Origin of the sequence: Enterococcus sp. 9D6_DIV0238, assembly GCF_002174455.2 — a bacterium.
In the GTDB taxonomy this organism is placed as follows: domain Bacteria; phylum Bacillota; class Bacilli; order Lactobacillales; family Enterococcaceae; genus Enterococcus_L; species Enterococcus_L dunnyi.
In genome coordinates, this window is the sequence record NZ_CP147246.1 from 2,010,124 (window position 1) to 2,036,442 (window position 26,319).

A 26,319-nucleotide genomic window follows, 5' to 3' on the forward strand; every position below is an offset into this window, starting at 1 on the left:
AATTTGATAGGAGGGAATAAGAATGGCACAACAAAGAAGAGGCGGACGTAAACGTCGTAAAGTTGACTATATTGCAGCAAACCATATTGAGTATATCGATTACAAAGATGTTGAATTACTAAAAAAATTCATTTCTGAGCGTGGAAAAATTTTACCACGTCGTGTAACAGGTACTGGTGCTAAAAATCAACGTAAATTAACAATCGCGATTAAACGTGCACGTATCATGGGCTTATTACCATTCGTTGGTGAAGAGCAATAATATAGAAAACAAAGATCAAAGAATTAATTTTCTTTGGTCTTTTTTTAATTTTAAATTATTCTTTTTACATGAAAGTAACCTTAAATGTACAAACTAAAATTAAAAAAATAATACTAGTTATGATTTGAATAAGGCAGCTATGATATCTATGGAATGTTTCACGTGAAACATTATGGAGTTCGCAGAAATTCCATTTTTATGCTAAAATAGCGGTATGCTTGAAGGATGGGGGAGTCCTTAAATGAGAAAAATTGGAATGAAACAACTGTTAGGTTTTGCATTCGTTCTTTTTTTGTTAGAAGTTCTAATTCTCTTTTTTATACCTAATAAATACATATCTATTTTAGCATTATTAGTGCTTAATCTTTTTTTGATAAATAGAATTATTTATCTAATTAGGCGAATAGAGATATCAAATACGGAAAAGATTAGAGCTGCTAGCAGAATAGCTGAAAAATCATTAGATTATGCTTTTAATGAAGTGTCTGTGGGTATCATCAATTATGATCCTGATACTAAGGAAGCCAAGTGGTTAAATCCTTTTGCAGAAGACATCTTCAAAAAAGATGGGCAATCATTGCTCAGTCCAGAATTGATTCAAAATTATCTGTCACTTGTTGATAAAGGTAAAGATATTTTCAAAGTAGGTGAGCATGTCTATCGTTTCAATATAGATACTGCTCAAAATACAATAACGTTTAAAGACATTACAAAAGAGAGTAACTTGTATCAAGAGAAGCTGGGTATGCAAACAGCTATAGGAATTGTTTCTGTAGATAATTATGATGATATAACAGATAATTTGGATGATAAAGAGATCTCGTATTTGAACAGTTTCATTACAACAATGATTTCTGATTGGATGGATCAGTATCAGGTCTTCTATAAAAGACTAAATGCCGAACGATATTTTTTCATCGCACAGCTTGAAGATGTGCAAAAAATGATGGATGAAAAGTTTCAGATATTAGATAAAATCAGAAAAGAATCAAGTACTCGAGAAAGTTCAGTTACATTAAGTATGGGAATTTCCTATGGTGGAGAAACCTTGAATCAAACTGGAAATACGGCACAAACGAATTTAGATACTGCTTTAGTTAGAGGCGGAGATCAAGTGGTAGTAAAAGAAGCGAAAGATGATGCTAAACCGGTTTTTTATGGTGGTAGAACAGCTTCTGTTGCGAAAAGAACACGTGTTCGCTCGAGGGCAATGAGTACAGCTATCCAAGGAATCTTATCAGAGTCTTCAGATGTTTATATCATGGGGCATAAGTATCCTGATATGGATGCTATAGGATCAGCATTTGGTATGGCGCGTTTAGCAAAATTCCATGATAGACACGCTTGGATCGTATTAGATAAAAATGAAAGCATTCCTGATGTCGAAAGAGTCATGAGTGAATTACAAAAGTATCCAGATTTGGCAGAACAAATCATTACGCCAAAAGAAGCGATGAAAAAGAAAACGGATAGCAGTTTGTTGATCATGGTTGATTATCATAAGCCTTCACTATCTATCTCACAAGATTTGTATGAACAATTTGAGAAAGTCGTTATTATCGATCATCATCGTCGTGGTGATGAGTTTCCTGTAAAACCTTTGCTTTCTTATATTGAATCTTCTGCTTCTTCTGCTTCAGAATTAGTAACAGAATTGATCGAATACCAAAGTAATTCAAAAAGACGATTAGACAAATTTGAAGCTACATTGCTGCTTGCGGGAATTTTTGTTGATACGAAAAGCTTTAGTGTACGGACAACTTCTCGAACCTTTGATGTAGCAAGTTATTTGAGAACTTGTAGTGCGGATTCATCTTTAGTACAATATTTATTAAGCTCAGATTTGACCAGTTATTTAGAAATGAACAGCTTGATTGCTCAGAGTGAGTATGTAACATCTGATACTGTGATCGTTACTGGAAGTGAAGAAAAAGAGTATGATAGTGTGACAGCTGCAAAAACAGCAGATACTTTATTATCAATGGTTGGGATCAATGCTGCTTTTGTGATCACGAAACGTACAGATAAGCAGATAGGGATTAGTGCTAGAAGTAACGGGTCGATAAATGTCCAACTGATCATGGAAAATCTTGGCGGAGGTGGTCATTTCACTAACGCTGCGGTACAATTACCTAATGTAACAGTGGCTGAGGTCAAAGAGCAACTATTAAGAGTGATACACCAAAATATCAATGTAATGTATGATTCAGCGCCATAAGCTGATCGTGCTTTTAAAATGAGGAGGAAAAATAGTATGAAAGTTATTTTTTTGCAAGACGTTAAAGGCAAAGGAAAAAAAGGCGACGTAAAAGAAGTTCCAACAGGTTATGCTCAAAATTTCCTGATTAAAAATGGCTATGCTCAAGAAGCGAATAAAGGGAGTATCAGTGCTCTTGCAGGGCAGAAAAAAGCTCAGGATAAACACGAAGCAGAAGTTTTAGCAGAAGCAAAAAAAATGCAGGAGTTTCTAGAAAAAGAAGAGACTGTTGTAGAGCTTAAAGCAAAGGCTGGAGAGGACGGACGGCTTTTTGGATCAATTCCCTCAAAACAAATTGCAGAGGCCTTAAACAAGCAATATAAGGTGAAATTAGATAAACGTAAGATCGAGTTGTCTCAACCGATTCGTGCGCTAGGTTATACGAAAGTTCCAGTAAAACTTCATCATGAAGTAACGGCAAAAATCAAAGTACACGTAGTAGAAGAATAGTCTTAAAAAAAGAAAACTAAAAGATACCTTAGCTTTTCTAAAATTGATTTTGTTTCACTTATGCATGTACTTTTAGAGTGTTGTTCAAAAGAGATTCTTACTTTTGAGCAACACTTATTTTTCTTTTTATGAAAAGCCTGCACCTGTGATTCTCAGTGTACATTTAAGACAATTATTGTTAAAATAGAAAGACTGGACAGAATGAATATATAGTGAGAGTTGTGAAACTAATCGTATCTGTAAAGATAGATCGTTTCTAGTGAAAGAAAAATAGGAGAGAAAAAAATGAGTGAAGTATGGCAAGATAGAGTACCGCCACATAGCATGGAAGCAGAGCAGGCTGTTTTAGGGTCGGTTTTTTTAGATGCTGAGGTTATTATCGATGCATTAGAGTACATAGAACCAAAAGATTTTTATCGCCGTAATCATCAATTGATTTTTCAAACTATGCTCACGTTAAATGATCGGAATGAAGCAATTGATGTCATTACCATCAAGGATCGTCTGGAACAAGAGAATTTGTTGGAGGATGTTGGCGGTTTAAGCTATTTATCAGATTTAGCACTAGCCGTACCGACTGCAGCAAATATCGTTTACTATGCTAAAATCGTCGAACAAAAATCATTACTACGCAATTTGATTTCGACCGCTACTGAGATCGTAACAAAAGGATTCGAACAAGGTGAAGATGTCGAGACGATCTTAGATGATGCTGAACGTAGTATCCTAGAAGTATCGGAAAAACGAAACAGAAGCGGCTTCTTATCGATTGCAGATGTATTGAATACATCGATTGCTAACATCGATCAGCTGTATCAAAATGACGAAGAAATCACGGGGTTACCGACAGGTTATCCAGCGTTAGATAAGATGACTGCAGGGCTTCAAGCAGAAGAATTGATTATTTTAGCTGCTCGTCCGGCCGTGGGGAAAACAGCGTTTGCTTTGAATATTGCTCAAAACATCGGGACCAAAACAGATCGTTCAGTTGCTATTTTCAGTTTGGAGATGGGGGCGGAATCTTTGGTCAATCGGATGCTTTGTGCAGAAGGTTCGATCGAAGCTGGTCACTTGCGTACGGGTCAATTATCTGAAGAAGAGTGGCAAAACTTGATCATTGCAATGGGGAGTTTGTCCAGAGCTCAGATTTTTATCGACGATACACCAGGAATCAAAATTACAGAGATTCGTGCAAAATGCCGGAAACTGGCGCAGGAAAGAGGCAATTTAGGTCTGATCCTGATCGACTATTTGCAGCTGATTGAAGGAACGGGACGTGAAAGTCGACAACAAGAGGTTTCTGAAATTTCTCGTCAGTTGAAAAAATTAGCTAAAGAGCTGAAAGTTCCTGTAATTGCCTTGTCACAGCTATCTCGTGGTGTGGAGCAGCGGCAAGATAAACGACCAGTATTGAGTGATATTCGTGAATCTGGTTCGATCGAGCAGGATGCTGATATCGTTGCTTTCCTTTACCGTGATGACTATTATGAGCGTGGTGAAGGCGGCGAAGATGGCGATCATGAACCACCGGAAATCGATAATGTGATCGAAGTTATCATTGAGAAAAACCGTAGTGGTGCGCGGGGAACAGTTGAACTGTTATTTATTAAAGAATATAATAAATTCTCGTCGCTATCACCGAGAGAAGAGTTTTAAAGTATAGTTAAATAAGTTGTCTATGATCTTTATGGGCAGCTTATTTTTATTTGTTAAAGGACGGTTAAGTTTTGAATTTTCGTTTTTTTAATAAATGTTTTTTAGTATAAAAAATAATGTTCGTGTTTTGCTTTGTTTTTGTTTTTTTGAAATAATAATATTCGATTTTTTGTTGAAAGCGTTGCGTTTTACTGGTACAATGAATCAGGACAAAATAATTTAGAACGAGGTGTTCGAATGTCATCAGTTGTAGTAGTCGGAACGCAGTGGGGCGATGAAGGAAAAGGGAAGATCACGGATTTTTTAAGTGAGAATGCTGAAGTCATTGCACGTTATCAAGGCGGAGATAATGCAGGTCATACCATTAAATTTGATGGTGTTACTTATAAACTACACTTGATTCCTTCAGGTATCTTTTACAAAGAAAAAATCAGTGTGATAGGAAACGGCGTAGTCGTTAATCCTAAATCATTAGTAAAAGAGCTTGCTTATTTAAAAGAGAACAATGTAACAACAGATAATTTACGTATTTCTGATCGTGCACATGTCATTTTACCTTACCACATCAAACTAGATCAATTACAAGAAGATGCTAAAGGTGAAAATAAGATCGGCACAACGATCAAAGGAATCGGTCCAGCTTATATGGACAAAGCGGCACGTGTTGGTATTCGTGTGGCAGACTTATTAGATAAAGAAATTTTTGAAGAGCGTTTGAAAATCAATTTAGAAGAAAAGAATCGTCAATTTGTAAAAATGTTCGATAGCGAACCGATTTCATTTGAAGAAATCTTCGAAGAGTATTATGAATACGGTCAGCAAATCAAACAATATGTGACAGATACATCTGTTATCTTAAATGATGCATTAGATGCAGGCAAACGTGTCTTATTTGAAGGTGCACAAGGTGTTATGCTTGATATCGATCAAGGAACGTATCCATTTGTGACATCCTCAAACCCAGTTGCTGGAGGCGTGACGATCGGTAGCGGTGTCGGTCCTTCAAAAATCAATAAAGTCGTTGGTGTATGTAAAGCTTATACATCACGTGTGGGCGATGGTCCATTCCCGACAGAATTGTTTGATGAAACAGGAGAAACGATTCGTAAAGTCGGAAAAGAATACGGAACAACAACTGGACGTCCGCGTCGTGTCGGCTGGTTTGATACAGTGGTAATGCGTCACTCTAAACGTGTTTCAGGTATCACCAATCTATCATTAAACTCAATTGATGTATTAAGTGGTTTAGATACTGTAAAAATTTGTACAGCATATGAGCTGGATGGTGAATTGATTTATCACTATCCTGCCAGCTTGAAAGAATTAAGCCGCTGTAAACCAGTTTATGAAGAATTACCCGGTTGGACAGAAGATATCACCGGCTGTAAAACATTGGCTGATCTACCAGCAAATGCCAGAAATTATGTGCACCGTATCTCTGAATTAGTAGGTGTTCGTATTTCAACATTCTCTGTTGGACCAGACCGTAATCAAACAAACGTTTTAGAAAGTGTTTGGGCTCAAATTTAATCAAACAGGATAAGAAGTTGGACACTTTTGTTTCCACCGTTTATTTGCTTTTAAAGAGACTGGGTTGTAACTTGTAGAGTTATGTCCCGGTTTCTTTTTTGTTCATTTTCAGTAAGAAACTTCCCTGAATAAAGCATGAGTATCTTTTAATTATATGTTAAAATAGAAAAACAGTTAGGGGGATATCAAAGATGACTTTTAAGATAATGACAGATTCATGTTGTGACTTACCATATACATATTTAGAAGCAAATGATGTTGATTTTATCAGTATGACGATCCAGTTGAACGGGAAAGAATTAGTGGATGATTTGGGGAAAACATTCGACTATGACTGGTTTTTGCAAGAGATAAAAACGGGTGGTATGCCAACAACTTCTCAAGTAAATGTTGGTCGCTATATTGAATTTTTCCGTCCATTTGTAGAAAAACAAGTGCCAATTTTATATTTAGCTTTTTCATCCGGCTTAAGTGGTTCTTATCAAAGTGCCAAACAGGCTGTGGAAATTTTAAAGGAAGAGTTTGAAGAGGCAGAAATCTATGTGATCGATACAAAAGCTGCCAGTTTAGGTGAAGGACTTTTAGTCAGCGAAGTGATCGACTTGAAACAGGCTGGGCATTCCTTAGAAGAAATTTTATTATGGTTATCAGAAAATAAAATGACAGTCCATTCTTGGGTGACGGTAGATGATTTAAAACACTTGGAGCGTGGCGGCAGAATTTCCAAAGCAGCTGCAGCGATTGGCGGATTGATGAATGTTAAACCGATTATTGTAGTAGATGCACAAGGAAAGCTGCAAAATATTGGAAAAGTTCGCGGACGCGGGAAAGCGTTGAAGAAACTTGCTGATGAGACGGCTCAAGGGATGATCGATCCAATCAATCAAAGGTTATTTATTGCTTATGCAGGGGATTTAGAGAGTGCAGAAAAAGTCAAAGCATTGATCGAAGCGCAGGTTCAAGTGAAAGAAATTCGCCTGCATCCATTAGGTCCGACAATTACAAGCCACACAGGAAATGGCTGTATAGCAGTATTTTCTAGAGGTAAAAAAAGAATATAATTAGTTATTTAATGTTAAAAGGTGAAGCAGGAAAATCGTTTATTTTGCTTCATCTTTTTTATATCATACTTAAAAATAGGACTAAAGTCTGATTACAAACATATTTCTTTAATATTACAATATTGTTACGTTACACATTATATTTAGCTCCTTACTAAAAGGGTTGTTGCGTTGAAGGGAAGTAAGGAGCTAAATCAAAAAGGGGTTAATCACAATGAAAAAGGTCAAAAAAATAACGAATAGAGGATTATTTTTTTTACTCTTATTTTGGAGTATTGCATTACCGATAACAGCGTATGGTCAAGGGGAAAGCTTACCTGAAGCACCGACAGATTTCTATTTAGATCAATTGAATATCTTGGCAGAAGATACAAAGCAGCTTATTAACAATAAAGGTGAGTTTTATAAAGAACAACCAGAGAATCCTCAAGTCGTTCTTGCAACGATTGAATCAACAAATGGCGATAGTATTGATAGTTATGCGCCAGAACTTTTTGACAAGTGGCAAATTGGAAATAAAGAGCATGATAACGGGATCTTGATTTTATATGCTTTAAATGATGGTGATCGTAATGTGAGGATCGAAGTTGGCTATGGTTTGGAAGATGTGATTACAGATAGTACGGCCATGAATATCTTAGTCAGTCAAAAAGACAAATTAAAATCTTCAGATCCTGTACTGATCAATGAAGGGTTAAGATATGTATTTAATGCAGTAGCAACTTTGATCGATCAAGATTATGGCTATCCAACTGATGAACATGCGTTGAGTCAAACTGAGTTAGATGGATTTTATGAGGATGAAGATGATGACGTAATTTATACTTCTTCAAGCAATTGGGATTCAGGTGACGGTGAATTTCTTTTTGTCCTATTGTTGATGGTTCCAATCTGGATATTGTCAGCTATTTTCGGCAAAGGAGATGGCGGCAGTGGCAGTTCTTGGGGAGGAGGTTCTTCTTCTGGCGGCTCATGGGGAGGCGGAGGAGGTTCTAGTTCTGGTGGCGGTTTTTCCGGAGGCGGAGGAAACTCTGGCGGAGGTGGAGCAAGTATTTAACAAAAAAGATCAAACGCTGAAAAACAGCGTTTGATCTTTTTTGTTAGTATTCACTAGAAAATAGCTGATCCAATTGTTTTTGGACATCTTTATTTTCTAAGAACTCATCATATGTTGTATCTGCACGATCCACAACACCTTTGTCAGAAACAGCGATGATGCGGTTTGCTAATGTTTGAATAAATTGGTGGTCATGAGAAGCGAATAAAATGGCGCCAGTAAAAGCCATCAAGCCATCATTCAAAGCAGTGATCGATTCTAGATCCAAGTGATTTGTCGGATCATCTAAAACAAGAACATTGGCTTTTGATAGCATCAATTTAGACAGCATCACACGGACTTTTTCACCACCGGAAAGAACGTTGACTGATTTCAATACGTCTTCACCAGAAAAGAGCATTCTACCTAGGAAGCCGCGTAAGAATGTATTGTCATCTTCTTCTTTGCTGGCAAATTGACGCAGCCAATCTAAGATCGTCAAATCTGTATCAAAATCTTTACTGTTGTCTTTTGGCAAATAAGCTTGAGAAGTTGTAACACCCCAACGCACAGTACCAGTATCTGGTGTGATTTCACCCATGATCACTTTGAAAAGTGTCGTTGTGACGATATCATTGTCTGCGATGAAGGCTACTTTATCAACATTACTTAAAGAAAATGAGATATTATCTAAAATTTTCTTGCCGTCGATCGTAACAGAAACATTTTCTACATGCAGCAAATCATTACCAATTTCTCTTTCAGGTGTGAACCCAACGAATGGGTAACGACGTGAAGAAGGCTGGATGTCATCTAATGTGATTTTATCCAACATTTTTTTACGAGAAGTTGCTTGTTTTGATTTTGATGCATTTGCGCTGAAACGAGCGATAAAGTCTTGTAATTCTTTGATTTGTTCTTCTTTTTTCGCATTTGCGTTTGCTTGCAGCTTAGCTGCCAATTGGCTTGATTCCAACCAAAAGTCATAGTTACCAACGTATAATTTGATTTTTCCAAAATCAAGGTCAGCCATGTGTGTACATACTTTATTCAAGAAGTGACGGTCATGGGAAACAACGATAACGGTGTTTTCAAAGTTGATCAAGAATTCTTCAAGCCAGCTGATCGAACGTGTGTCCAATCCATTTGTCGGCTCATCTAAAAGTAGTACATCAGGTTTACCAAAAAGTGATTGAGCAAGTAATACTTTCACTTTTTGCCCCGCAGTCAGTTCACTCATTTTTTGGTCATGAAGTTGATCAGGAATGTTTAATCCTTGAAGTAAAACAGCTGCTTCAGGTTCTGCTTCCCAACCATCAAGCTCAGCAAATTCACCTTCAAGTTCAGCAGCTTTGATCCCATCTTCATCAGAAAAATCTTCTTTCATATAGATCGCATCTTTTTCTTTCATCACTTCATAAAGGCGTTTATGTCCCATGATAACAGTCTCTAAAACAGTATTATCTTCATAATCAAAGTGGTTTTGTTTCAGTGTAGCCATACGTTCATCGGGTCCCAATGTGATCGTTCCAGTTGTTGGCTGGATTTCACCAGATAAGATTTTTAAAAATGTTGATTTTCCAGCGCCATTCGCACCAATCAATCCGTAACAGTTACCAGGCGTGAATTTAATATTTACATCGTCAAAAAGTTTGCGGTCAGAAAATAACAAACTTACATCATTTACAGTAATCAATAGATTTCCTCGCTTCATATATAATAGTTAAACCTCTCTGCATTATAGCGAGGAAACCTAGATTTTTCAAGGAATTTCAGACTTTTTCAGAAATCCTCTGTACTTTTTATTCAAATGGAGAAATTTTCTAAAGTTTCAGTGTTTCATGTGGAACATTCAAGGCAAAAGGTTATTAGTGTACTTTTTTTATGATACACTGTATGATACACATAAAATTAGTGTATCGTTTTGGGGCTTTGAGCGTAAAAAGGAGAGTGTAAAATGAAACGGATCGATCGAATCTATCAATATGTAAAAGAGCAGACCGAACATTTGATGCCAAATGATGTTTCTTTAGGGAGCGGTATGACAACAGGCGATGTTTCAAATGCTCTAGATATCCAAAGAACCAATGCCAGCAAAGATTTGAATCAGCTTGTGAGAGAAGGATTACTGGAAAAAACGGATGGACGCCCAGTTAAATATGTAGATAAAGCTGTTTTTAAATATCAACCACTGTCTAAACCTGTGAAAAGCTATCGTGAACGTAGTTTGATGGAAGAACAGGAAACAGTGACACAACAGCAATCAACTAAAACGTTTGTCGGTGAAGATATTTTCAAAGCGATGATTGGTTCTACAGGGAGTATGAGAACACCTGTAGAGCAGGCAAAAGCGGCTATTTTATATCCACCAAAGGGCTTAAATTGTTTGATCACAGGTCCAACAGGGTCTGGAAAAACCTACTTTGCTCATGCGATGTTTCAATTTGCCTTACTGAATCATGTTATTGACTCATCTAAGAAATTAGTTGTTTTTAACTGTGCAGACTATGCGCACAACCCAGAATTATTGATGTCACACTTATTTGGTTATGCAGAAGGAGCATTTACAGGAGCGAATAAAGCAAAAGAAGGAATCATCCATGAAGCAGATGGAGGTATCTTATTTTTGGACGAGGTGCATCGTTTGCCACCGGAAGGACAGGAAATGGTCTTTTATTTCATGGATCATGGAACGTACTCACGACTAGGAGAAACGGTCAAAAATCGGCATGCAGATGTCAGGATCATTTGTGCTACAACTGAAAATCCTACCTCCTCCTTGTTGAATACATTTGTCCGCAGAATTCCGATCATTATTCAACTACCCAATTTTATTGATCGGCCGGCAAAGGAAAAGATCGACCTGCTTCGAGTAATGATTTCAATGGAAGCTTCTCGAATTCATCGGACGATTTCTTTATCAGAAGATGTGGTCAAAGCTTTGATCGGTAGTGTCTCTTACGGAAATGTAGGTCAGTTGAAGTCCAATGTTCAGCTAGTGACTGCAAGAGGCTTTTTGAATCATATTGAGCAAGACGAGTTAGTGATCACGATCGACGAGCTGACTGACAGTATCAAAGAAGGCATGATGCAACTAGCAAGCAATCGTGATTTGTTGGCGGAGCTATCAAAATATTTAGAACCGCAAATGATTGTGACACCGAATGAGCCATTGGTAACGATTCAATCAGATTCTTATGAGCTGCCGTATAATCTGTATGAAATCATTGGAGATAAAGCAGCGTTATTGAAAGCAGATGGGCTTGAGCAAGAAGCCATCAACAACTTTATCACGACAGATATCAATGTCCATTTAAAATCTTTTTACAAAGATCATGGGTTTACATTTGATACAGAAAATAAATTAGCGGAAATCGTTGATCAACGGATCATTGATGTGACAAAAGAAATCTATGCCTTTGCGCAGCAGAAGCTGAATTACAATTTCCAATCTAACTTTATTTATGCGATGAGTCTACATATCAGCTCGTTCTTAAAACGTATCCAAAACGGTGAAGAACGGCAACATCAGTTGAATGAAAACATTCGGAATATGGTACTGGATTATCCGTTAGAATTTGAGACAGCTCAGGAAATCAAGCGAATTATCGCAAATAGCTACCAAATGAATATTCCGGATTTTGAAACTTATTATTTAGCAGTCTTATTGATTTCACTGCGAGAAAATAAAGATGCTGGACGGATCGGTATTGTAGTAGCAGCTCATGGAAAGAGCACAGCAACGAGTATGGTTCAAGTGGTCTCTCAATTATTGAATGTCGATAACTTAAGAGCGGTGGATATGCCGCTTGAAATGCAGCCAAAAGAAGCATTGCGTCAAATTATCAATGTGGTAAAAGAGGTCAATGAAGATAGTGGTGTGATTCTTTTAGTAGATATGGGGTCTCTAGCAACATTTTCGGATGAAATAACCCGTCAGACAGGAATTGATGTTCGAACGGTCGATATGGTGACAACACCGATCGTTTTAGAGACAGCAAGAAAAACTTCATTGATCGATACACAATTAGATACACTATATGAATCATTGAAAAACTTCCAAGGGTACGCTGGTATTCAGCAAGAAAGAAAAAATGAACAGGCGCCATCATGGAAAAAACGAGTGATCATTGCTATTTGTGCTTCAGGTGAAGGAACAGCTAAGCGAATGAAGGAAATGATCGAATCAGCAGTTTCGCCGCAATTAGGAATGGATTTTGAAGTATTGCCCTTATCCGTTGTGGATATGAGAGAGCAGTTAGTGATCATTCAGGAAAAATATCATGTTATTGCGACAACGGGGATCATCGATCCTAAAATTTCTGCACCGTTTATTTCAATGGAAAACTTTTTTTCTGGAGAGGCTGAAACGATCATTGAGAGTTTATTGCTGGAAAGTGAAATCTCTTTGGAACAACAGGAAATGAATGAACAGACAGCACGACAAGCTTGTCTAGATTATATGGAAGAAAGCTTTACATTTATCAATCCAAAAAAAGTGATCGATCCGCTATGGCAGTTTGCTGATATCATTCGGACGAAATTGTCTTTGAAACTGGATTACACATTCTATGTGAATCTGATCATGCATCTAGCAGGAATGCTGGAGCGCGTACTGCAGCATGAAACTCTTTCGTTGACTGAAGATGAATTGAATCATATTATCTCTGAACCAAGTTATGAAGTAGTAGCGAAAGCTGCACTATTTCTAAAGCAAACATTTCAGTTGGAATTACCATTGGAAGAAATCTATTATATTATTCAATTGATCAAAAATACACAGCAAAATCAGCTGCAAGGCGAAAAAAATACACTAGACTCAATACACAAAGAAGATACACTATTTTAGTGTATCTTCTTTGTGTATTTTCTTAAATAAATCCTTAGTTTTTGGTTTTTTCAGACAATACACTAAAATTGGCACGAAAATTGCTTAATATAGAGTGAGTAGTTATATATGATTGCCAAGTAAACATTTTTTGGAAATAATCGATTTTTGCTAGTCGTTATTTTGGTAATAAATGAAAGAGCATAGTATTTTATTACTAAAGATTGTTTAAAAAGACATTTCGTGGAAAAGAATCGAAAATGCAAGAAGGAGAACAATGAATGATGGATATTCGTTTAGTACGCATCGATGATCGCCTGATACATGGGCAAGTAGCTACAGTTTGGACAAAAAGCACCAATGTAGAACGTATCTTAGTCATTAGTGATGCGGTAGCACACGATACACTAAGAAAAGCGTTACTTGTACAGGCTGCTCCTCCAGGCGTAAAAGTCAATGTCATTACGGTTGAAAAGATGATCGAGATCTTTGGCGATGAACGGTTTGAGGGATTGAAAGTCATGTTACTGTTCACCAATCCGGAAGATGTTCAGCGGGTAGTAAAGGGCAATGTCGTGTTCGATTCAGTGAATATCGGTGGTATGAGCTTCACGAGCGGTAAACGAATGATTTCCAATGCAGTTGCAGTCGATGAGCAAGACATTGCAGCGTTCAAATATTTGCATGATCAGGGAATTGAATTAGAGATTCGCAAAGTGGTTGCTGACAGCCAAGTGAATTTGATGGAATTACTGAAAAAGGAACAGCTTGTTTGATTTTTCAGATTCTATAAATAAATAGAAGCAGACTAGAAGCCAAATGTAGGTACGAGTCCAAAAATCATTGAAAGAGGTGGTTATATAGAGAAGAAAAGGAGATAGGCTTTTTATAACTAAAGGATATGGAACATAGTCACTGCTGAAACATGAGATAAACAATCACTTCATGCATTTTTTAGTTTATATCTTTTCTAATGGTTGTTTATTAAAAGGAAGTTTAGTGATGATGTCATTGAAAAAAATACAGGAGGTATCAAATTATGGTAGGAATTATTCTTGCTAGCCATGGCGAATTTGCTCAAGGCATTTTACAATCCGGTTCCATGATTTTTGGCGAACAGGAAAAAGTACAAGCAGTTGTGTTGATGCCTAGCGAAGGCCCAGATGATTTAAAAGCAAAGCTAACTCAAGCAATTGCAACGTTTGATGAGGAAGACGAAGTATTATTTTTAGTCGATCTATGGGGAGGAACACCGTTTAACCAGGCAAACAGTCTTTTTGAAGAGCATAAAGACAAATGGGCGATCGTTAGCGGCTTGAATTTACCAATGTTGATCGAGGCATATGCTTCTCGTTTCTCAATGAACTCTGCGCATGAAATTGCAGCACACATTCTTGAAACAGCTAAAGAAGGCGTGAGAATCAAACCGGAAGAATTAGAGCCAGCTGAAGCACCTAAAGCAGCAGTTGAGGATGCACAGCCGAAAGGCGCATTACCTGAAGGAACAGTAGTCGGCGATGGCAAAATCAAATTTGTTTTAGCACGTGTGGATTCTCGTTTACTACATGGACAAGTTGCGACTGCCTGGACGAAATCAGTGTTGCCAAATCGAATCATCGTCGTTTCAGATGCAGTATCGAAAGACGATCTTCGTAAAAAATTGATCGAACAAGCAGCTCCTCCAGGGGTTAAAGCAAACGTTATCCCAATCAGTAAAATGATCGAGATTTCAAAAGATCCACGTTTTGGCAATACAAAAGCATTATTACTATTTGAAAATCCAGAAGATGTGGTCAAAGTCGTAGACGGCGGCGTAGATATCAAAGAAGTCAATGTTGGCTCAATGGCGCACTCAGTTGGGAAAGTCGTAGTAAGCAAAGTATTGTCAATGGGACAAGAAGATGTTGAAGCGTTTGAAAAATTAGAAGCAAAAGGCATCAAGTTTGATGTTCGTAAAGTGCCAAATGATTCTCAAGCAAACATGGATGAAATCCTTAAAAAAGCAAAACACGAATTAGCTGAGGCACACGCAAAATAACACAAATCTTAAATGAAAAATAGGAGGCTTATCATGTCTATTATATCAATTATTTTAGTAATTTTTGTTGCCTTTCTAGCTGGTATGGAAGGGATTCTAGATGAATTTCAATTCCATCAACCGTTAGTGGCATGTACGTTGATCGGTTTAGTTACTGGTCATTTGGAAGCAGGGATCATCTTAGGCGGAACATTACAAATGATCGCGCTTGGATGGGCAAATATCGGAGCAGCCGTAGCGCCGGATGCAGCATTAGCATCGGTAGCATCAGCAATTATTTTAGTTAAAGCACTAGGCGCACAAAGTATTTCTGTAAAAGATGCTGTATCATCATCGATCGCTATCGCTGTACCACTTGCAGTAGCAGGTCTTTTCTTAACAATGATCGTTCGTACATTGGCTGTACCGATCGTTCACATGATGGATGCAGCAGCAGAAAAAGGCAACATCAGACAAATCGAAGCATTGCATATTTTAGCAGTATGTATGCAAGGGGTTCGTATTGCGATTCCAGCAGGCGCACTTTTATTCATTCCAGCAGAATCTGTACAAGGTGCATTGGAATCAATGCCAGCATGGTTGACTGATGGTATGGCTATCGGTGGTGGAATGGTCGTTGCCGTAGGTTATGCATTAGTAATCAACATGATGGCAACAAAAGAAGTTTGGCCATTCTTCGTTATCGGTTTTGTCGTAGCTGCGATTTCTCAATTAACGTTGATCGCATTAGGAGCTTTAGGTGTCGCTTTAGCCTTGATCTACTTGAATCTTTCTAAAATGGGCGGTTCTTCAAATGGCGGCGGCGGAAGCAATACTGGTGACCCGCTTGGCGATATTCTAAATGATTATTAATCCTGAAGGAGGAGAAGAGAAATGGCAGAAAAAATTGAATTAACTAAAAAAGATCGTTTAGCCGTTGCATGGCGCTCTACATTCATTCAGGGTTCTTGGAACTATGAGCGTATGCAAAATGGTGGTTGGGCATTCTCAATGATCCCAGCGATCAAGAAATTATATAAAACAAAAGAAGATCGTTCAGCGGCGTTGAAACGTCACTTAGAATTCTTTAACACTCACCCATATATTGCTTCACCGATCCTTGGTGTAACATTGGCTCTTGAAGAAGAACGTGCCAATGGCGCTCCTGTTGATGATGTAGCGATCCAAGGGGTTAAAGTTGGGATGATGGGACCATTGGCCGGTGTTGGTGATCCAGTCTTCTGGTTTACTGTTCGTCCGATGTTAGGTGCTCTAGGTGCATCACTTGCAATGGGTGGTAGTATCTTAGGTCCGATCATTTTCTTCGTTGCATGGAACTTGATTCGTTGGGCATTCATGTGGTATACACAAGAATTCGGCTACAAAGCTGGTTCAAAAATCACAGAAGACCTTTCAGGCGGATTATTACAAGACGTGACAAAAGGTGCTTCGATCCTAGGGATGTTCGTTCTGGCAGCCTTAGTACAGCGGTGGGTATCGATCAAATTCCTGCCGATCGTTTCTACAGTTAAGTTAGATAAAGGTGCCTATATCGAGTGGGATAAACTTCCTGCTGGTGGTGAAGGAATCAAGAGCGCATTTGAACAAGTAAATAGTGGAATGGCTCTGTCAGCTAATAAGGTTACAACACTTCAAGACAACTTGGATCAATTGATTCCTGGTTTGGCTGCATTGTTACTTACATTCTTATGTATGTGGTTATTGAAGAAAAAAGTTTCTCCAATCATCATCATTCTTGGTTTGTTCGTAGTCGGCGTAGCTGGCCACTATATTGGCTTGTTATAATCTAAAAAAACATTTTCGTTGGTGCTTAGGATAAAACGAATGCATCGTTTTACCCTAGGCACCATTTACATAGCTTAATCTTTAAAAAAAACATATAATGGAGTAACAAAAGATACAGAGGAAACGAGGTAGGTAAGATGGTTCAATCACTGAATACAAAAGTTGATTTTATAACAGATGCGACTGCTTTTACTGGATTGACAGATTATGGAAAAATTATGATCGGAGACAAGGGATTTGAATTTTACAATGCTCGTGATACTCGTAAATATATTCAAATTCCCTGGGAAGAAGTCGACTATGTGATTGCTTCGGTGATGTTCAAAGGAAAATGGATTCCTCGGTATGCGATTCAGACAAAACAAAACGGCACTTTTACCTTTTCATCAAAGCAACCGAAAAAAGCACTACGTGAAATGCAGGCCTATGTGTCACCGGATCACATGGTACAATCGCTTGGTTTCTTTGATGTCATGAAGCGAGCATTTAAATCGATTGGGAAAAAGAAAAAAGATAATGGATAAGATCATTTATCAGTAAAAAGGAAACTGAGAAAAAAATGTCTATTTTCGAAGCCTTCAACACTTAGTGCTTTAGCTGATGTGATCGAAGCGTGACGAAGTAGCTGCTTTTTTCTCGCCGTCTATTCGAAATTAGAGCCTATAACAAGACTAGAAAAACGTTTTGTTACAGGCTCTTTTTTTACTCGTCTTTATAAATCTGAAGTGCTGGAAGACCAACAACGATAAGTAAAATCATTGTAGAGAAAAGTAGTCTACTACCTTCAGATAAAGTAGCAGGATCAACTAAACCAATCAAAACCATACCTTCTAAGACAGCCAGAATCAATGTAGGCAGTGCATCTATCCATCCCTCTTTTTTCAAAAAAGTGCTTAAAAGAATGATGCCTGAAAGGACTAGTAAAATCAACGCAAATGTCTGATGAGAAAGCACTAGTGTTTTGCCGATCCCGCCCATAGCAGTATCAACAATAGGAATCAACAAAGTCGCTAGCCAGCAGATGAAAGCAAATAAAGCAAATGTCCAGCCGGATTTTTTAGAAAATCTACCGCGCTTGAGTGATACCAGTAATAATATGATCACACAAACAATCAACAAGAGCGACAATGCTGTTTTAAAGAAGCTCAATGTGACGACAGGCTCTAATAAGATTGAAAATAAGTTATATTGCAATAGCAAGATCAACACGAAACTGATGGATCTAGCAGTACTGATCTTTGTTTCATTCGGCAAGGCAGTGAGTATTTCATCACTGATTTCTTTAGGATTTTTCCCGAAGAAAGCTTGTGCAGAACGCCCATTTTTTTGTGCGTCAAGAATATCCTGAAGAATTTCCAAAAGTGTTTCTTCCGTTGCCAGCTCTTGTTTGTGTCCATTGATGCGAATATAAAGGAGCAAATCTTCGTAGTACTTTTTATTTTCGTCTGTTAGTTGTTTTCTCAATCGATTGTTTTCCTTGATCAGTTCTTTTGTCGTCATTGTTTATCCCTCATTTTCTTGTTCTATAATGTTATTCACGGCCGAAGATAATTGCTTCCAACGCTCTTCAAATTCTAGTAAATAGTCCTCACCAGCTTGAGTTAAGAAATAGTATTTTCTTTTGGGGCCTTCTGATGATGGACGCATTTCCCCGTTGATAAGTTGCTGCTTTTGTAGTTTGAGTAAAATAGGATAGATGCTGCCTTCACTGACCATCGTTAGACCATAATCGGACAATAAAGTAAGCATTTCATAGCCATAAACGGTTTTCTTTTGAATGATCTTCAGTATGCAACCTTCTAGTAATCCTTTGAGCATTTGACTAGTGTCCAAATGATTTCCTCCTTTTACAGGTATCTTGTAATACAATATACCAAAAACCCCACTATGTTGTAAAGCAATATAGTGGGGTTTTATTTTTGATTATCGCTTGAAGTAAAGAGAATGGTGTTTTTATCATGGTATGGATAGGTTCTTTTAGTAGTAACCGGAGTAAGACTTAAATACAAAATTCTTTATAATAAAAGTGATCTTAACAAATATTCAAAAAAAACTTCTTGACCCGTTTTTTTTTGAAAAATATTACAGGGGTTATCTTTTGACGAATATATTTCTTAGGAGTACCATAAAATTGTAAATAAAATAACAAATGAGGAAGTGGAACGTAATGAATGAAACAAGAAGAAATGGTATTGATTGGGGATCATTGGTTTTGGGTATCCTCTTTGTTTTGACTGCGTTGATATCTTTTCAAGATCCAGCAGGAAATTTGATTGCAATCGTAATGGTTTTTGCATTTTTTGCGATCATCAAAGGGATTTTCGAGATTTTTGTTCGTAACAGATTAAAAGAATTGACCGGATATAAAGCGTACGGACCAATCATTTTAGGTGTGATCGATATTATAATCGGTATTTACTTATTCTTCAATTTGAATATTGGGATAGCAGTGTTACCATTCGTTTTTGCGATTTGGTTTATTGCCGATTCAGTTTTTGGTTTGTTTGCATTAGATTTGGCAAAATCTGTGAGCACAGGTTATTTCTGGTTTACGCTAATCATTAATGTATTAGGGATCATTTTAGGATTTATGCTATTGATGGATCCGTTGACCTCTGCACTTACATTGAGCTTTTTAGTCGGTTTTTATTTTATGCTTTATGGAATCACTCATATTGTCTATGCATTTAGATAGTAGAAGCTGAGACAAAAGTCGTTTAGGTTCGAGTAATTAAAGTGACATCTGTTGCAAAATTCGCGAAGAACCTGATTTTTTTACCAATGTTTATTAAGAAGTAAAGTCTGGGACAAAATTATTTTCTAGTTTTGATCCAGACTCTCTTTTTATAGAAAATAGGTTATAATGGGGAAAAACAAAAAGGAATTGAGAATAGCATGGTGTATCAGCGATTTAAACTTCCGCAGGCGTATTGTCCCAAGTGTTCTAGAAAAGTAGAATTGCTTTTTTCAGAAGAAAAGGATGAAGCTGGTCGATTTTATATTTGCTTTAAATGTCAGACGATCGGGCAATTCGGTGTAGGAGAATTGCCGAAGGATGATTATGCTGGATTTTCCGTTAAAAGAAAAGAAGAAATCAAGCAGCTGGTAGAGGAGATTTCGGACAAGTACATTTATAAGGCTAAAGGTAGTCAACTGCGTTTGGAAGAAAAAAGTAACACCTATACAAGACGTTGGTTAAGTCTATATGAATACGAAAAAGCATTTGGTGAAACACTTGGATTTGAAACAATTGATTTCAGAGAAGATAAAACAAGATGTAAGTGGTGCGCTCAAGCATTAGAAGGGCGACGTACCTCTTTTTGCTCAGATCGATGTAGCCGGAATTATGGAAAAGCAACCTTCTTCAAGCGGGGAATTTCAACACTCCCATATAGAATTGCAAGCCGAGATCGCTTTTATTGTCGAGTGACTGGAGAAGATCTCGCTGTAACGAATCGATTGGGTGTTAGGATACCTGCTAGCAATCAACAGATGGAAATTCATCATCTAGTGTTTGTAGCAGATGGCGGAAGCGACCACGAAACGAATTTATTGACTGTCTCAAAACAAGTCCATAAAGACTATCATAGTGGGGTTGATTATGCTGTTCAGGCAATTGAACAGATCAAACAAGTACAGTTGCAGATGTATCGGGAAAAAATGTATGTAAAATAAAAAGCAGGAGCCAAAGCACCTCCTTAGGAGAAAGATGCTTCTGTTCCTGTCGATTTATGGGGAAGAAGAGGAGATAAAACTAATTTTTTAGTTTTGTCCTGCTCTTCGATTTTTAAAAAATAGGATCAATAGTATCTACGGCGGTTATTTGAAGGACCTGAGATCATGCGAACTAGCCACACAGCGATTGCTACGGGAATCATGATCTTGATTGCAAACCACAATAAGCTTCCGACAATTCCTAGTACAATACTTAAAATAAAACTCCCTACGAAAAATAATCCGATGACCATTAAAATATTCATTATCATTGATTGTTGTCTCATTAGTAAAACCTCCATTTTTTTCTCTCGTTCTCTATGAATAAAGTATAGCAAGAATCTCAAGAGAAGGAATCCATCTTGGGTCTGATTTTCTCTCAGGCGCAAGGCGGGTGAACGCATAGCATTTGTCTAAAAGGATGTAAGATACAAGGAGTGGAATACATGTCAAAATCGAGGCTCGAAGCATTTACAGACGCAGTGATCGCTATCGTCATGACGATCTTAGTATTAGAGTTACACCAGCCAACAACAGATACTTTAGCTGGATTGGTTGGGATCGAGAAGAAGCTTTTTATCTATGTTGTCAGTTTTGTGATGCTGGCGATTTATTGGAATAATCATCATCATATGTTTCAACTAGTTCATAAAATCAATGGCAGAGTGCTGTGGGCAAATAACTTTTTCATTTTTACATTAACATTGGTGCCTTTTGCAACAGCCTGGGTCGGTGATTTCATTGACAGCTTAGTCCCACAATTGACCTATGGTATTGTGACGTTGATCGCCAATTGTGCCTATTTGATATTGACGAAAGAATTGATACGAGCAAACGGTAAAGAATCTACTTTAAGAGAGCTGTTCCAGCGCTATAATAAATCGTACATCACGATTTTTTTAAATCTCTTAGGATTGGCTCTTGGCTGGTTGATTCATCCATACTTTGTCTTGGTTTTAAATATTAGTAGCTTGATTATGTGGATCATTCCTGATCGCCGCATTGAAAATAAATACAAAGAATGAATAAATTGTAGAATTGATAAGAGTCTGATACAAAAGTATTTATTTCCAAAAGAGATACTTTTGTCTCGTCGTTTATTCGGATTAAGAGAGCGAAACAAAACGGATTTTTAGTTTTGTTCCGCTCTCTATTTTTGTTATAAAAAAAGTATATTCTCATTTTTTTAGACGTATTAAACATTTTATGAAAACAAAACAGGTGTATTTTAAGGTAAAATTAGAAATGATTGTGTAAAAAAGGACGTATTAAACATAGAATTAGAAAAATGGTAGGAGTAAGACGAAAATATCAATAACGACTACAACGTTTTCAGCAATTATCAGCATGTCAGTTTAGGATATTAAAAGAAAACAAGTAGATGATTGATCGTTGCAAATTCAAAATTCTGTTCCAAACCTTCACTGGTTATAAAAAGGAATGTTCATTATGAAGTAAGGAATTAGCAAAAAAAGGAGCCGTTAGTACATATGGAAAAAGGAATCCAGACAAATAAAACAACGGGAAATAAAAAAGTTTTTTTCCGAAAAGAAATAGAAGAAAGTAGACTTGGGGAAGAGCTTTATTCAGATGATGTTTTAAGCCAGTACTCTGTTTATTTATTAAGAAAGTTTGAGCTATCGGAGGATTATGATCAGCCAGAGCAATTTGAAGCACTTTTGACGGATTTACCAGAACAATTCAATCATGAATTTGAAGATAGTGTCGTTAAAAATCTATATGTTCGAGTAACACAAAAAGCTGTCTATATCACGTTGCTTTTAGCTCTAGCACATCCACTGAGCAAGCTGCAAATAAGTGATCTGCGGACATGGATCAGCGGTTTAGAAGTACCAGAACTAAGCCTAGAGCATACAACAGCATTTTCTGAAGCGGTACCGTTAGAAATGGTCAAGGGACTGCAGGAAACCAACAGTGAAGTACTACTTTTGACAGAAATGATGAATCAATTTAGCGACAATCTAAATGATATATACAAAGAAGTTCAGGAAGTCAAAAATAAGAAAACCCCTCCTGTAGTAAAAGTTATCCAAAGTAAAGTAGCTGCCAAAGAAGCACAGGAAGCTGCCAACGCGCAACAAATAAAGAGCTTGGAGCAGACACTGACTAAGTTAGTAGAGGAATTTTCAGTATTCAAAACAGAGGTAAATCAAAAGCTAGAATCTTTGCCTAAACCTAAAACACCGCCGAAATTTAAAATCATGTTTGGTTCATCTGAAGGTGAGTCCGGTCCAACGGTCGAAGAACGTTTAGAAGAGGCGCTCAAACGAATCGATTTATTAGGACAAAGACTAAATGACTCGGATCAAAAAGTATCGAAAATCGATCAGTCATTGGAAAAACAAAAGAAACATCCAAAATTAAGTTTTTCTACAGCAAAAAAAGTGGATCATGAACGAAATCAGTTAGCAGAAAAAGTTGCATCAACTAGTAACGAAGTGACAGCTATTGCCCATAAGCTCCAAAAAATAGATGATAAGTTGAGTACGATGGAGTCAAATGTTTTGAATGCCAAGCCAGATTCTGAAGCTTTGGCAAGGATCGAAAAAGATCATGGTCAAATACAAGAAACTGCTTCTGAAACAATCAAATTGAATCAAGTGATCGAGCAGTTGACTGCGAAACTTCAAGCAGTCGAATCTGAGCTAGTCAATGTAAGTAAAGAGAAAAGAAAGATTCCTCATGCTAAACTAACGAAAAGTGATCATGCTAAAAAAATGGCGGAACAGCATCAAAAGGATCAGGAACAATTAAAATCAAATGCCACTGAAATCAAACGATTGACTCAAACGGTTGGAAAAGTGGACGTTCAATTGATCAAGGCGCATCAGAAAATCGCAGAATTAGAGCAAAAAATCCGCCAAGCTCCACCTGTGATTGAAAAGGCACCAGTAAGAGTAGAAGTACCGTCAAAGCCGATCGACACAAGCACCAATAATACGTTTGTTGGCCCACCAGCTCCACCGAAAGCGTCAAATAGTTCAACTGCTAATAGAGGCTTTCCAACAAAAGAGTCTTTCTTACAAGCAAGTAGACCAAGACCGACAACCGATATGATCGAAGAACGCCCAACAGTCACACTGGCAATTGAGGAAATGCTGGATCGTGTGTCTGAAAAGCATCCGATCTCAGAATCTAGCAGATCTTGGACAGTCGCAGAAGGCTACGAACAAAGTAAAGAGAATTATCAGGATCAACAAGGACCTTCTCTACGTCGGTTGAAAAAACTAGAATGGGATATTCATACCTATTTCCAAAAAGGTCGAAGTGTAGGGCATAAGGGGATGATGGCGAAAGATGATTTTTACGCAAATATTCGCCAAATCGAAGTGCTGCCATATTTATGGGGAACAGTCTATGAAAAAGAGAAGAAGGATATTTTACTCGGTAATGAACTGAGCTGCCAACAACTGGTCGATGACTTGGCTGATTTTTTAGAAGAGGTCGAAGTTCTATCTAGAAAACGAAAAGTCATGGGTAAATGGATCTATTGTCCCAAAGAAGTTGAACAAAAAATGGAAGGCTATAAGCTTTTAAGTGAATATTTAGAGACGTATATTGCAAGACAAGAGAGCATATAAAATGAAAAAAATAGAGTGCGGGACAAAACTGATCTTTAGGTTTTATCCCGCATTTTTAAACATAATAGACAATTGCTCGAACCTGCTCGACTTTTATCTCAACCTCCCTCTTGGTCTATGTTTCGAGTTGCTCTAATTTCTTATAACGATTACTATTAAGAAAAGGGGGAGAGGACGATGACAGAATCTTCAACAGTATCGAAAGCTGCTCACACACAAAAGGATAAAAGTAAAAGTGCGCGTTTTAAAGAAATCATGCAGGTTTTTTTAGCTTATAATGTACTGGGAAATTTATCAAAACAAGAGAAGCCTGAAAAAGTTAGAGAAGCATTGGAAGCTTTAGGACCAACATTTATTAAAATCGGACAAATGCTATCTGTACGGACGGATATTCTTACACCCGCATATATTGATGAGCTGAAAAAATTACAAGATAATGTTAAAACAGATGATTTTTCTTTGGTAAAAGAAGTTATTGAAGCCGAGACAGGATTACCTCTGACCGATATTTTTACTAAATTTGAAGAGCAGCCGTTTGCCTCAGCATCTATGGGACAAACCCATAAGGCCATGTTGCCTGATGGTCGAATCGTAGCAGTGAAAGTACAGCACCCAGGAATCAAAGAAGCGATTACATTGGATTTATCTTTATTTGAAAAGGCACTGCCGTTGATCAAATACATCCCAGAAGCTAGTGTAGTCGATCCAAAAGAAATCTTTCTAGAAATCAAAACATCTCTTGAAAATGAGTTGGATTCGCTAAAAGAAGCAGCAAATGGGAAAGAATTTTATGAAAAGAACAACGGTTGGCAGATTGTTCGTTCACCGTTGATTTATGAGGAATACTCTACATCAAAAGTTTTGGTGATGGAATTTATGGAAGGAAAGAGTATCAAACGTTTTGTGAAGGATGAAGTAAATGAGACTGATGAGCAGCAGCAAGAGCATCAAAAAATGAAAAAGTATTTTGGTGATACGCTGGTCAAAAATTTTGTGAAGCAAGTTTTTGAGGATGGTTTTTTCCATGCAGATCCTCATCCAGGCAATATTTTTGTTCAGATGCTCCCATTCTCAGAAGAAGGAAAGAAAGAGTTTGCACAAGTGAAGAATCAGCATCTTGAAAAAAAGCTTGGTTCTAATCAGTTTATGTTTGAGTATACAAAAGACCAAGAGTTACCTCCGTATCGTCTAGTCTTCTTGGATTTTGGCATGATGGGCAGACTGGATAAAGAGATGATCCATAAATTGACTGCAGTGATGGATAGCTTATATGGAAATAACGCTAAGGTAATCGGTCAGGCAATTTTGCGATTATGTAAACAAGTCGGACCGATGGATGAAGAAGTATTTTTCGAACAATTAACACCACTTTTAGAGGATAATTATGGTGTTAGTATTGGCGATATCAATTTACAAACGTTATTTTTTCAAATCATAGCGATCTGTCATCAAAATAATTTACAGGTCCCACAGGAAGTAACCATGCTAGTCAAAGCAGTGGCAACTTTTGAAGGAATGATTCGCGAGCTGGATCCTGAAATTTCATTAGTGGAAATCGCAACGCCATTTGCTAAAAAATATTTTACTGAAAAAATCGATTGGTCATTTGAATTGAAGCGAGCAGGATTAGATCTGCTTTATTCAGCTAAAGCTGCTCCGAAAATCCCGTCGAGAACATTAGATGTACTAGATGATTTTGCTAAAGGAAAAACAAAAATCAATTTGGAACTCAAGAAACAAAATGAATTATTGGATAGAATTGAAGGGATGATCAATCGCTTAGTTATTGGGTTGATTTTAGCGGCACTGATCATAGGGTCATCCATGTTGGTTGAGTTCAACCAAAGTGTTACGAGTAATTTCGTTTCTATTTTGGGCATGATCGGCTATGGGATCGCTCTGTTTGCGATTTTATTTTTGGCAGTCGATATTTTGAGAAAACGTAAGAAAAAGTAAAGGGATCATGATGAAAATGGTCTCCTTTTTAAATAATCTCCCTCTAAAATAAAAAACATGATACACTAATATTGTTCATTTTTTTCTATTATTAGGGGATTGAAATTGAAAAAAAGGGAAAACAAAAAATAAAAGGAGTTTACT

22 protein-coding genes are annotated in these 26,319 nt (G+C 37.3%); 18 read left to right on the forward strand and 4 right to left on the reverse strand.

Features of this window, described 5'->3' with window-relative positions; genetic code table 11:
- The first annotated feature begins 22 nt into the window (after positions 1–22).
- The 7 genes from rpsR (at position 23) to A5889_RS09420 (ending at position 8,273) form a co-directional block, all read left to right on the forward strand.
- Positions 23–262 (forward strand): 30S ribosomal protein S18, encoded by a 240-nt coding sequence (gene rpsR, locus A5889_RS09390; protein WP_087641644.1) that lies wholly within the window; start codon positions 23–25, stop codon positions 260–262.
- A 241-nt stretch (positions 263–503) separates the two neighbouring features.
- Entirely contained in the window at positions 504–2,480 is a 1,977-nt protein-coding gene (locus A5889_RS09395; RefSeq protein ID WP_087641645.1) for a DHH family phosphoesterase, read from the forward strand.
- Positions 2,481–2,516: 36 nt separating this feature from the next.
- Positions 2,517–2,969 (forward strand): 50S ribosomal protein L9, encoded by a 453-nt coding sequence (gene rplI, locus A5889_RS09400; RefSeq protein ID WP_087641646.1) that lies wholly within the window; start codon positions 2,517–2,519, stop codon positions 2,967–2,969.
- A gap of 285 nt (positions 2,970–3,254) precedes the next feature.
- Positions 3,255–4,625: a replicative DNA helicase gene (dnaB, locus tag A5889_RS09405; RefSeq protein WP_069663267.1), complete on the forward strand. Its 1,371-nt coding sequence runs from the start codon at positions 3,255–3,257 to the stop codon at positions 4,623–4,625.
- Positions 4,626–4,862: 237 nt separating this feature from the next.
- Positions 4,863–6,155, forward strand: a complete 1,293-nt coding sequence (locus tag A5889_RS09410) for an adenylosuccinate synthase (protein WP_087641647.1) — start codon at positions 4,863–4,865, stop codon at positions 6,153–6,155.
- A 191-nt stretch (positions 6,156–6,346) separates the two neighbouring features.
- On the forward strand, positions 6,347–7,216 hold the full coding sequence (locus tag A5889_RS09415; protein WP_087641648.1) for a DegV family protein: 870 nt from the start codon (positions 6,347–6,349) through the stop codon (positions 7,214–7,216).
- Positions 7,217–7,430: 214 nt separating this feature from the next.
- Complete coding sequence (locus tag A5889_RS09420) at positions 7,431–8,273, forward strand: TPM domain-containing protein (RefSeq protein WP_087641649.1); 843 nt, start codon at positions 7,431–7,433, stop codon at positions 8,271–8,273.
- A gap of 43 nt (positions 8,274–8,316) precedes the next feature.
- On the opposite strand, the gene A5889_RS09425 is transcribed toward A5889_RS09420, so the two are convergent.
- Positions 8,317–9,948 (reverse strand): ABC-F family ATP-binding cassette domain-containing protein, encoded by a 1,632-nt coding sequence (locus A5889_RS09425; RefSeq protein WP_087642051.1) that lies wholly within the window; start codon positions 9,946–9,948, stop codon positions 8,317–8,319.
- A gap of 261 nt (positions 9,949–10,209) precedes the next feature.
- On the opposite strand from A5889_RS09425, the gene A5889_RS09430 reads away from it, so the two are divergent.
- From A5889_RS09430 to A5889_RS09455, 6 genes are all read left to right on the forward strand, one after another.
- Positions 10,210–13,101 carry a sigma-54-dependent transcriptional regulator gene (locus tag A5889_RS09430; protein WP_087641650.1) on the forward strand — a complete coding sequence of 964 codons (2,892 nt, stop codon included), beginning with the start codon at positions 10,210–10,212 and terminating at the stop codon, positions 13,099–13,101.
- A 260-nt stretch (positions 13,102–13,361) separates the two neighbouring features.
- Positions 13,362–13,856 (forward strand): mannose/fructose/sorbose PTS transporter subunit IIB, encoded by a 495-nt coding sequence (locus tag A5889_RS09435; protein ID WP_087641651.1) that lies wholly within the window; start codon positions 13,362–13,364, stop codon positions 13,854–13,856.
- A gap of 263 nt (positions 13,857–14,119) precedes the next feature.
- Complete coding sequence (locus A5889_RS09440; protein ID WP_087641652.1) at positions 14,120–15,118, forward strand: mannose/fructose/sorbose PTS transporter subunit IIA; 999 nt, start codon at positions 14,120–14,122, stop codon at positions 15,116–15,118.
- A gap of 33 nt (positions 15,119–15,151) precedes the next feature.
- Positions 15,152–15,970 carry a PTS mannose/fructose/sorbose transporter subunit IIC gene (locus tag A5889_RS09445; protein WP_087641653.1) on the forward strand — a complete coding sequence of 273 codons (819 nt, stop codon included), beginning with the start codon at positions 15,152–15,154 and terminating at the stop codon, positions 15,968–15,970.
- A 21-nt stretch (positions 15,971–15,991) separates the two neighbouring features.
- A complete protein-coding gene (locus A5889_RS09450; protein WP_087641654.1) occupies positions 15,992–16,903 on the forward strand; it encodes a PTS system mannose/fructose/sorbose family transporter subunit IID in 912 nt (303 codons plus the stop codon).
- A gap of 137 nt (positions 16,904–17,040) precedes the next feature.
- Complete coding sequence (locus A5889_RS09455; RefSeq protein ID WP_087641655.1) at positions 17,041–17,427, forward strand: DUF956 family protein; 387 nt, start codon at positions 17,041–17,043, stop codon at positions 17,425–17,427.
- 178 nt (positions 17,428–17,605) lie between these two features.
- On the opposite strand, the gene A5889_RS09460 is transcribed toward A5889_RS09455, so the two are convergent.
- Positions 17,606–18,403: a hypothetical protein gene (locus A5889_RS09460; protein ID WP_087641656.1), complete on the reverse strand. Its 798-nt coding sequence runs from the start codon at positions 18,401–18,403 to the stop codon at positions 17,606–17,608.
- Positions 18,404–18,406: 3 nt separating this feature from the next.
- Entirely contained in the window at positions 18,407–18,736 is a 330-nt protein-coding gene (locus A5889_RS09465) for a PadR family transcriptional regulator (protein WP_087641657.1), read from the reverse strand.
- Between the two features lie 334 nt (positions 18,737–19,070).
- Here A5889_RS09465 and A5889_RS09470 point away from each other — a divergent pair, with 334 nt between their 5' ends.
- Together A5889_RS09470 and A5889_RS09475 are read left to right on the forward strand one after the other, a co-directional pair.
- Complete coding sequence (locus A5889_RS09470) at positions 19,071–19,598, forward strand: HdeD family acid-resistance protein (RefSeq protein ID WP_087641658.1); 528 nt, start codon at positions 19,071–19,073, stop codon at positions 19,596–19,598.
- Between the two features lie 200 nt (positions 19,599–19,798).
- Complete coding sequence (locus A5889_RS09475) at positions 19,799–20,578, forward strand: HNH endonuclease (protein ID WP_087641659.1); 780 nt, start codon at positions 19,799–19,801, stop codon at positions 20,576–20,578.
- A 125-nt stretch (positions 20,579–20,703) separates the two neighbouring features.
- On the opposite strand, the gene A5889_RS09480 is transcribed toward A5889_RS09475, so the two are convergent.
- Positions 20,704–20,904, reverse strand: coding sequence for a hypothetical protein (locus tag A5889_RS09480; protein WP_087641660.1), 201 nt, complete (start codon positions 20,902–20,904; stop codon positions 20,704–20,706).
- 159 nt (positions 20,905–21,063) lie between these two features.
- Here A5889_RS09480 and A5889_RS09485 point away from each other — a divergent pair, with 159 nt between their 5' ends.
- From A5889_RS09485 to A5889_RS09495, 3 genes are all read left to right on the forward strand, one after another.
- Complete coding sequence (locus tag A5889_RS09485; protein ID WP_087641661.1) at positions 21,064–21,642, forward strand: TMEM175 family protein; 579 nt, start codon at positions 21,064–21,066, stop codon at positions 21,640–21,642.
- Positions 21,643–22,107: 465 nt separating this feature from the next.
- Positions 22,108–24,219: a hypothetical protein gene (locus A5889_RS09490; protein ID WP_087641662.1), complete on the forward strand. Its 2,112-nt coding sequence runs from the start codon at positions 22,108–22,110 to the stop codon at positions 24,217–24,219.
- Between the two features lie 177 nt (positions 24,220–24,396).
- Positions 24,397–26,175 (forward strand): ABC1 kinase family protein, encoded by a 1,779-nt coding sequence (locus tag A5889_RS09495; RefSeq protein ID WP_087641663.1) that lies wholly within the window; start codon positions 24,397–24,399, stop codon positions 26,173–26,175.
- The last annotated feature ends 144 nt before the right edge of the window (positions 26,176–26,319 follow it).

Bases quoted from the DNA above. Each gene is read 5' to 3' on its own strand.
- A5889_RS09430 (WP_087641650.1), top strand. From the start codon at position 10,210: ATGAAACGGATCGATCGAATCTATCAATATGTAAAAGAGCAGACCGAA.
- A5889_RS09490 (WP_087641662.1), top strand. From the start codon at position 22,108: ATGGAAAAAGGAATCCAGACAAATAAAACAACGGGAAATAAAAAAGTT.
- A5889_RS09435 (WP_087641651.1), top strand. From the start codon at position 13,362: ATGATGGATATTCGTTTAGTACGCATCGATGATCGCCTGATACATGGG.
- A5889_RS09440 (WP_087641652.1), top strand. From the start codon at position 14,120: ATGGTAGGAATTATTCTTGCTAGCCATGGCGAATTTGCTCAAGGCATT.
- A5889_RS09410 (WP_087641647.1), top strand. From the start codon at position 4,863: ATGTCATCAGTTGTAGTAGTCGGAACGCAGTGGGGCGATGAAGGAAAA.
- A5889_RS09420 (WP_087641649.1), top strand. From the start codon at position 7,431: ATGAAAAAGGTCAAAAAAATAACGAATAGAGGATTATTTTTTTTACTC.
- rplI (WP_087641646.1), top strand. From the start codon at position 2,517: ATGAAAGTTATTTTTTTGCAAGACGTTAAAGGCAAAGGAAAAAAAGGC.
- A5889_RS09470 (WP_087641658.1), top strand. From the start codon at position 19,071: ATGAATGAAACAAGAAGAAATGGTATTGATTGGGGATCATTGGTTTTG.
- rpsR (WP_087641644.1), top strand. From the start codon at position 23: ATGGCACAACAAAGAAGAGGCGGACGTAAACGTCGTAAAGTTGACTAT.
- dnaB (WP_069663267.1), top strand. From the start codon at position 3,255: ATGAGTGAAGTATGGCAAGATAGAGTACCGCCACATAGCATGGAAGCA.
- A5889_RS09445 (WP_087641653.1), top strand. From the start codon at position 15,152: ATGTCTATTATATCAATTATTTTAGTAATTTTTGTTGCCTTTCTAGCT.
- A5889_RS09475 (WP_087641659.1), top strand. From the start codon at position 19,799: ATGGTGTATCAGCGATTTAAACTTCCGCAGGCGTATTGTCCCAAGTGT.
- A5889_RS09495 (WP_087641663.1), top strand. From the start codon at position 24,397: ATGACAGAATCTTCAACAGTATCGAAAGCTGCTCACACACAAAAGGAT.
- A5889_RS09485 (WP_087641661.1), top strand. From the start codon at position 21,064: ATGTCAAAATCGAGGCTCGAAGCATTTACAGACGCAGTGATCGCTATC.
- A5889_RS09415 (WP_087641648.1), top strand. From the start codon at position 6,347: ATGACTTTTAAGATAATGACAGATTCATGTTGTGACTTACCATATACA.
- A5889_RS09395 (WP_087641645.1), top strand. From the start codon at position 504: ATGAGAAAAATTGGAATGAAACAACTGTTAGGTTTTGCATTCGTTCTT.
- A5889_RS09455 (WP_087641655.1), top strand. From the start codon at position 17,041: ATGGTTCAATCACTGAATACAAAAGTTGATTTTATAACAGATGCGACT.
- A5889_RS09480 (WP_087641660.1), bottom strand. From the start codon at position 20,904: ATGAGACAACAATCAATGATAATGAATATTTTAATGGTCATCGGATTA.
- A5889_RS09450 (WP_087641654.1), top strand. From the start codon at position 15,992: ATGGCAGAAAAAATTGAATTAACTAAAAAAGATCGTTTAGCCGTTGCA.
- A5889_RS09460 (WP_087641656.1), bottom strand. From the start codon at position 18,403: ATGACGACAAAAGAACTGATCAAGGAAAACAATCGATTGAGAAAACAA.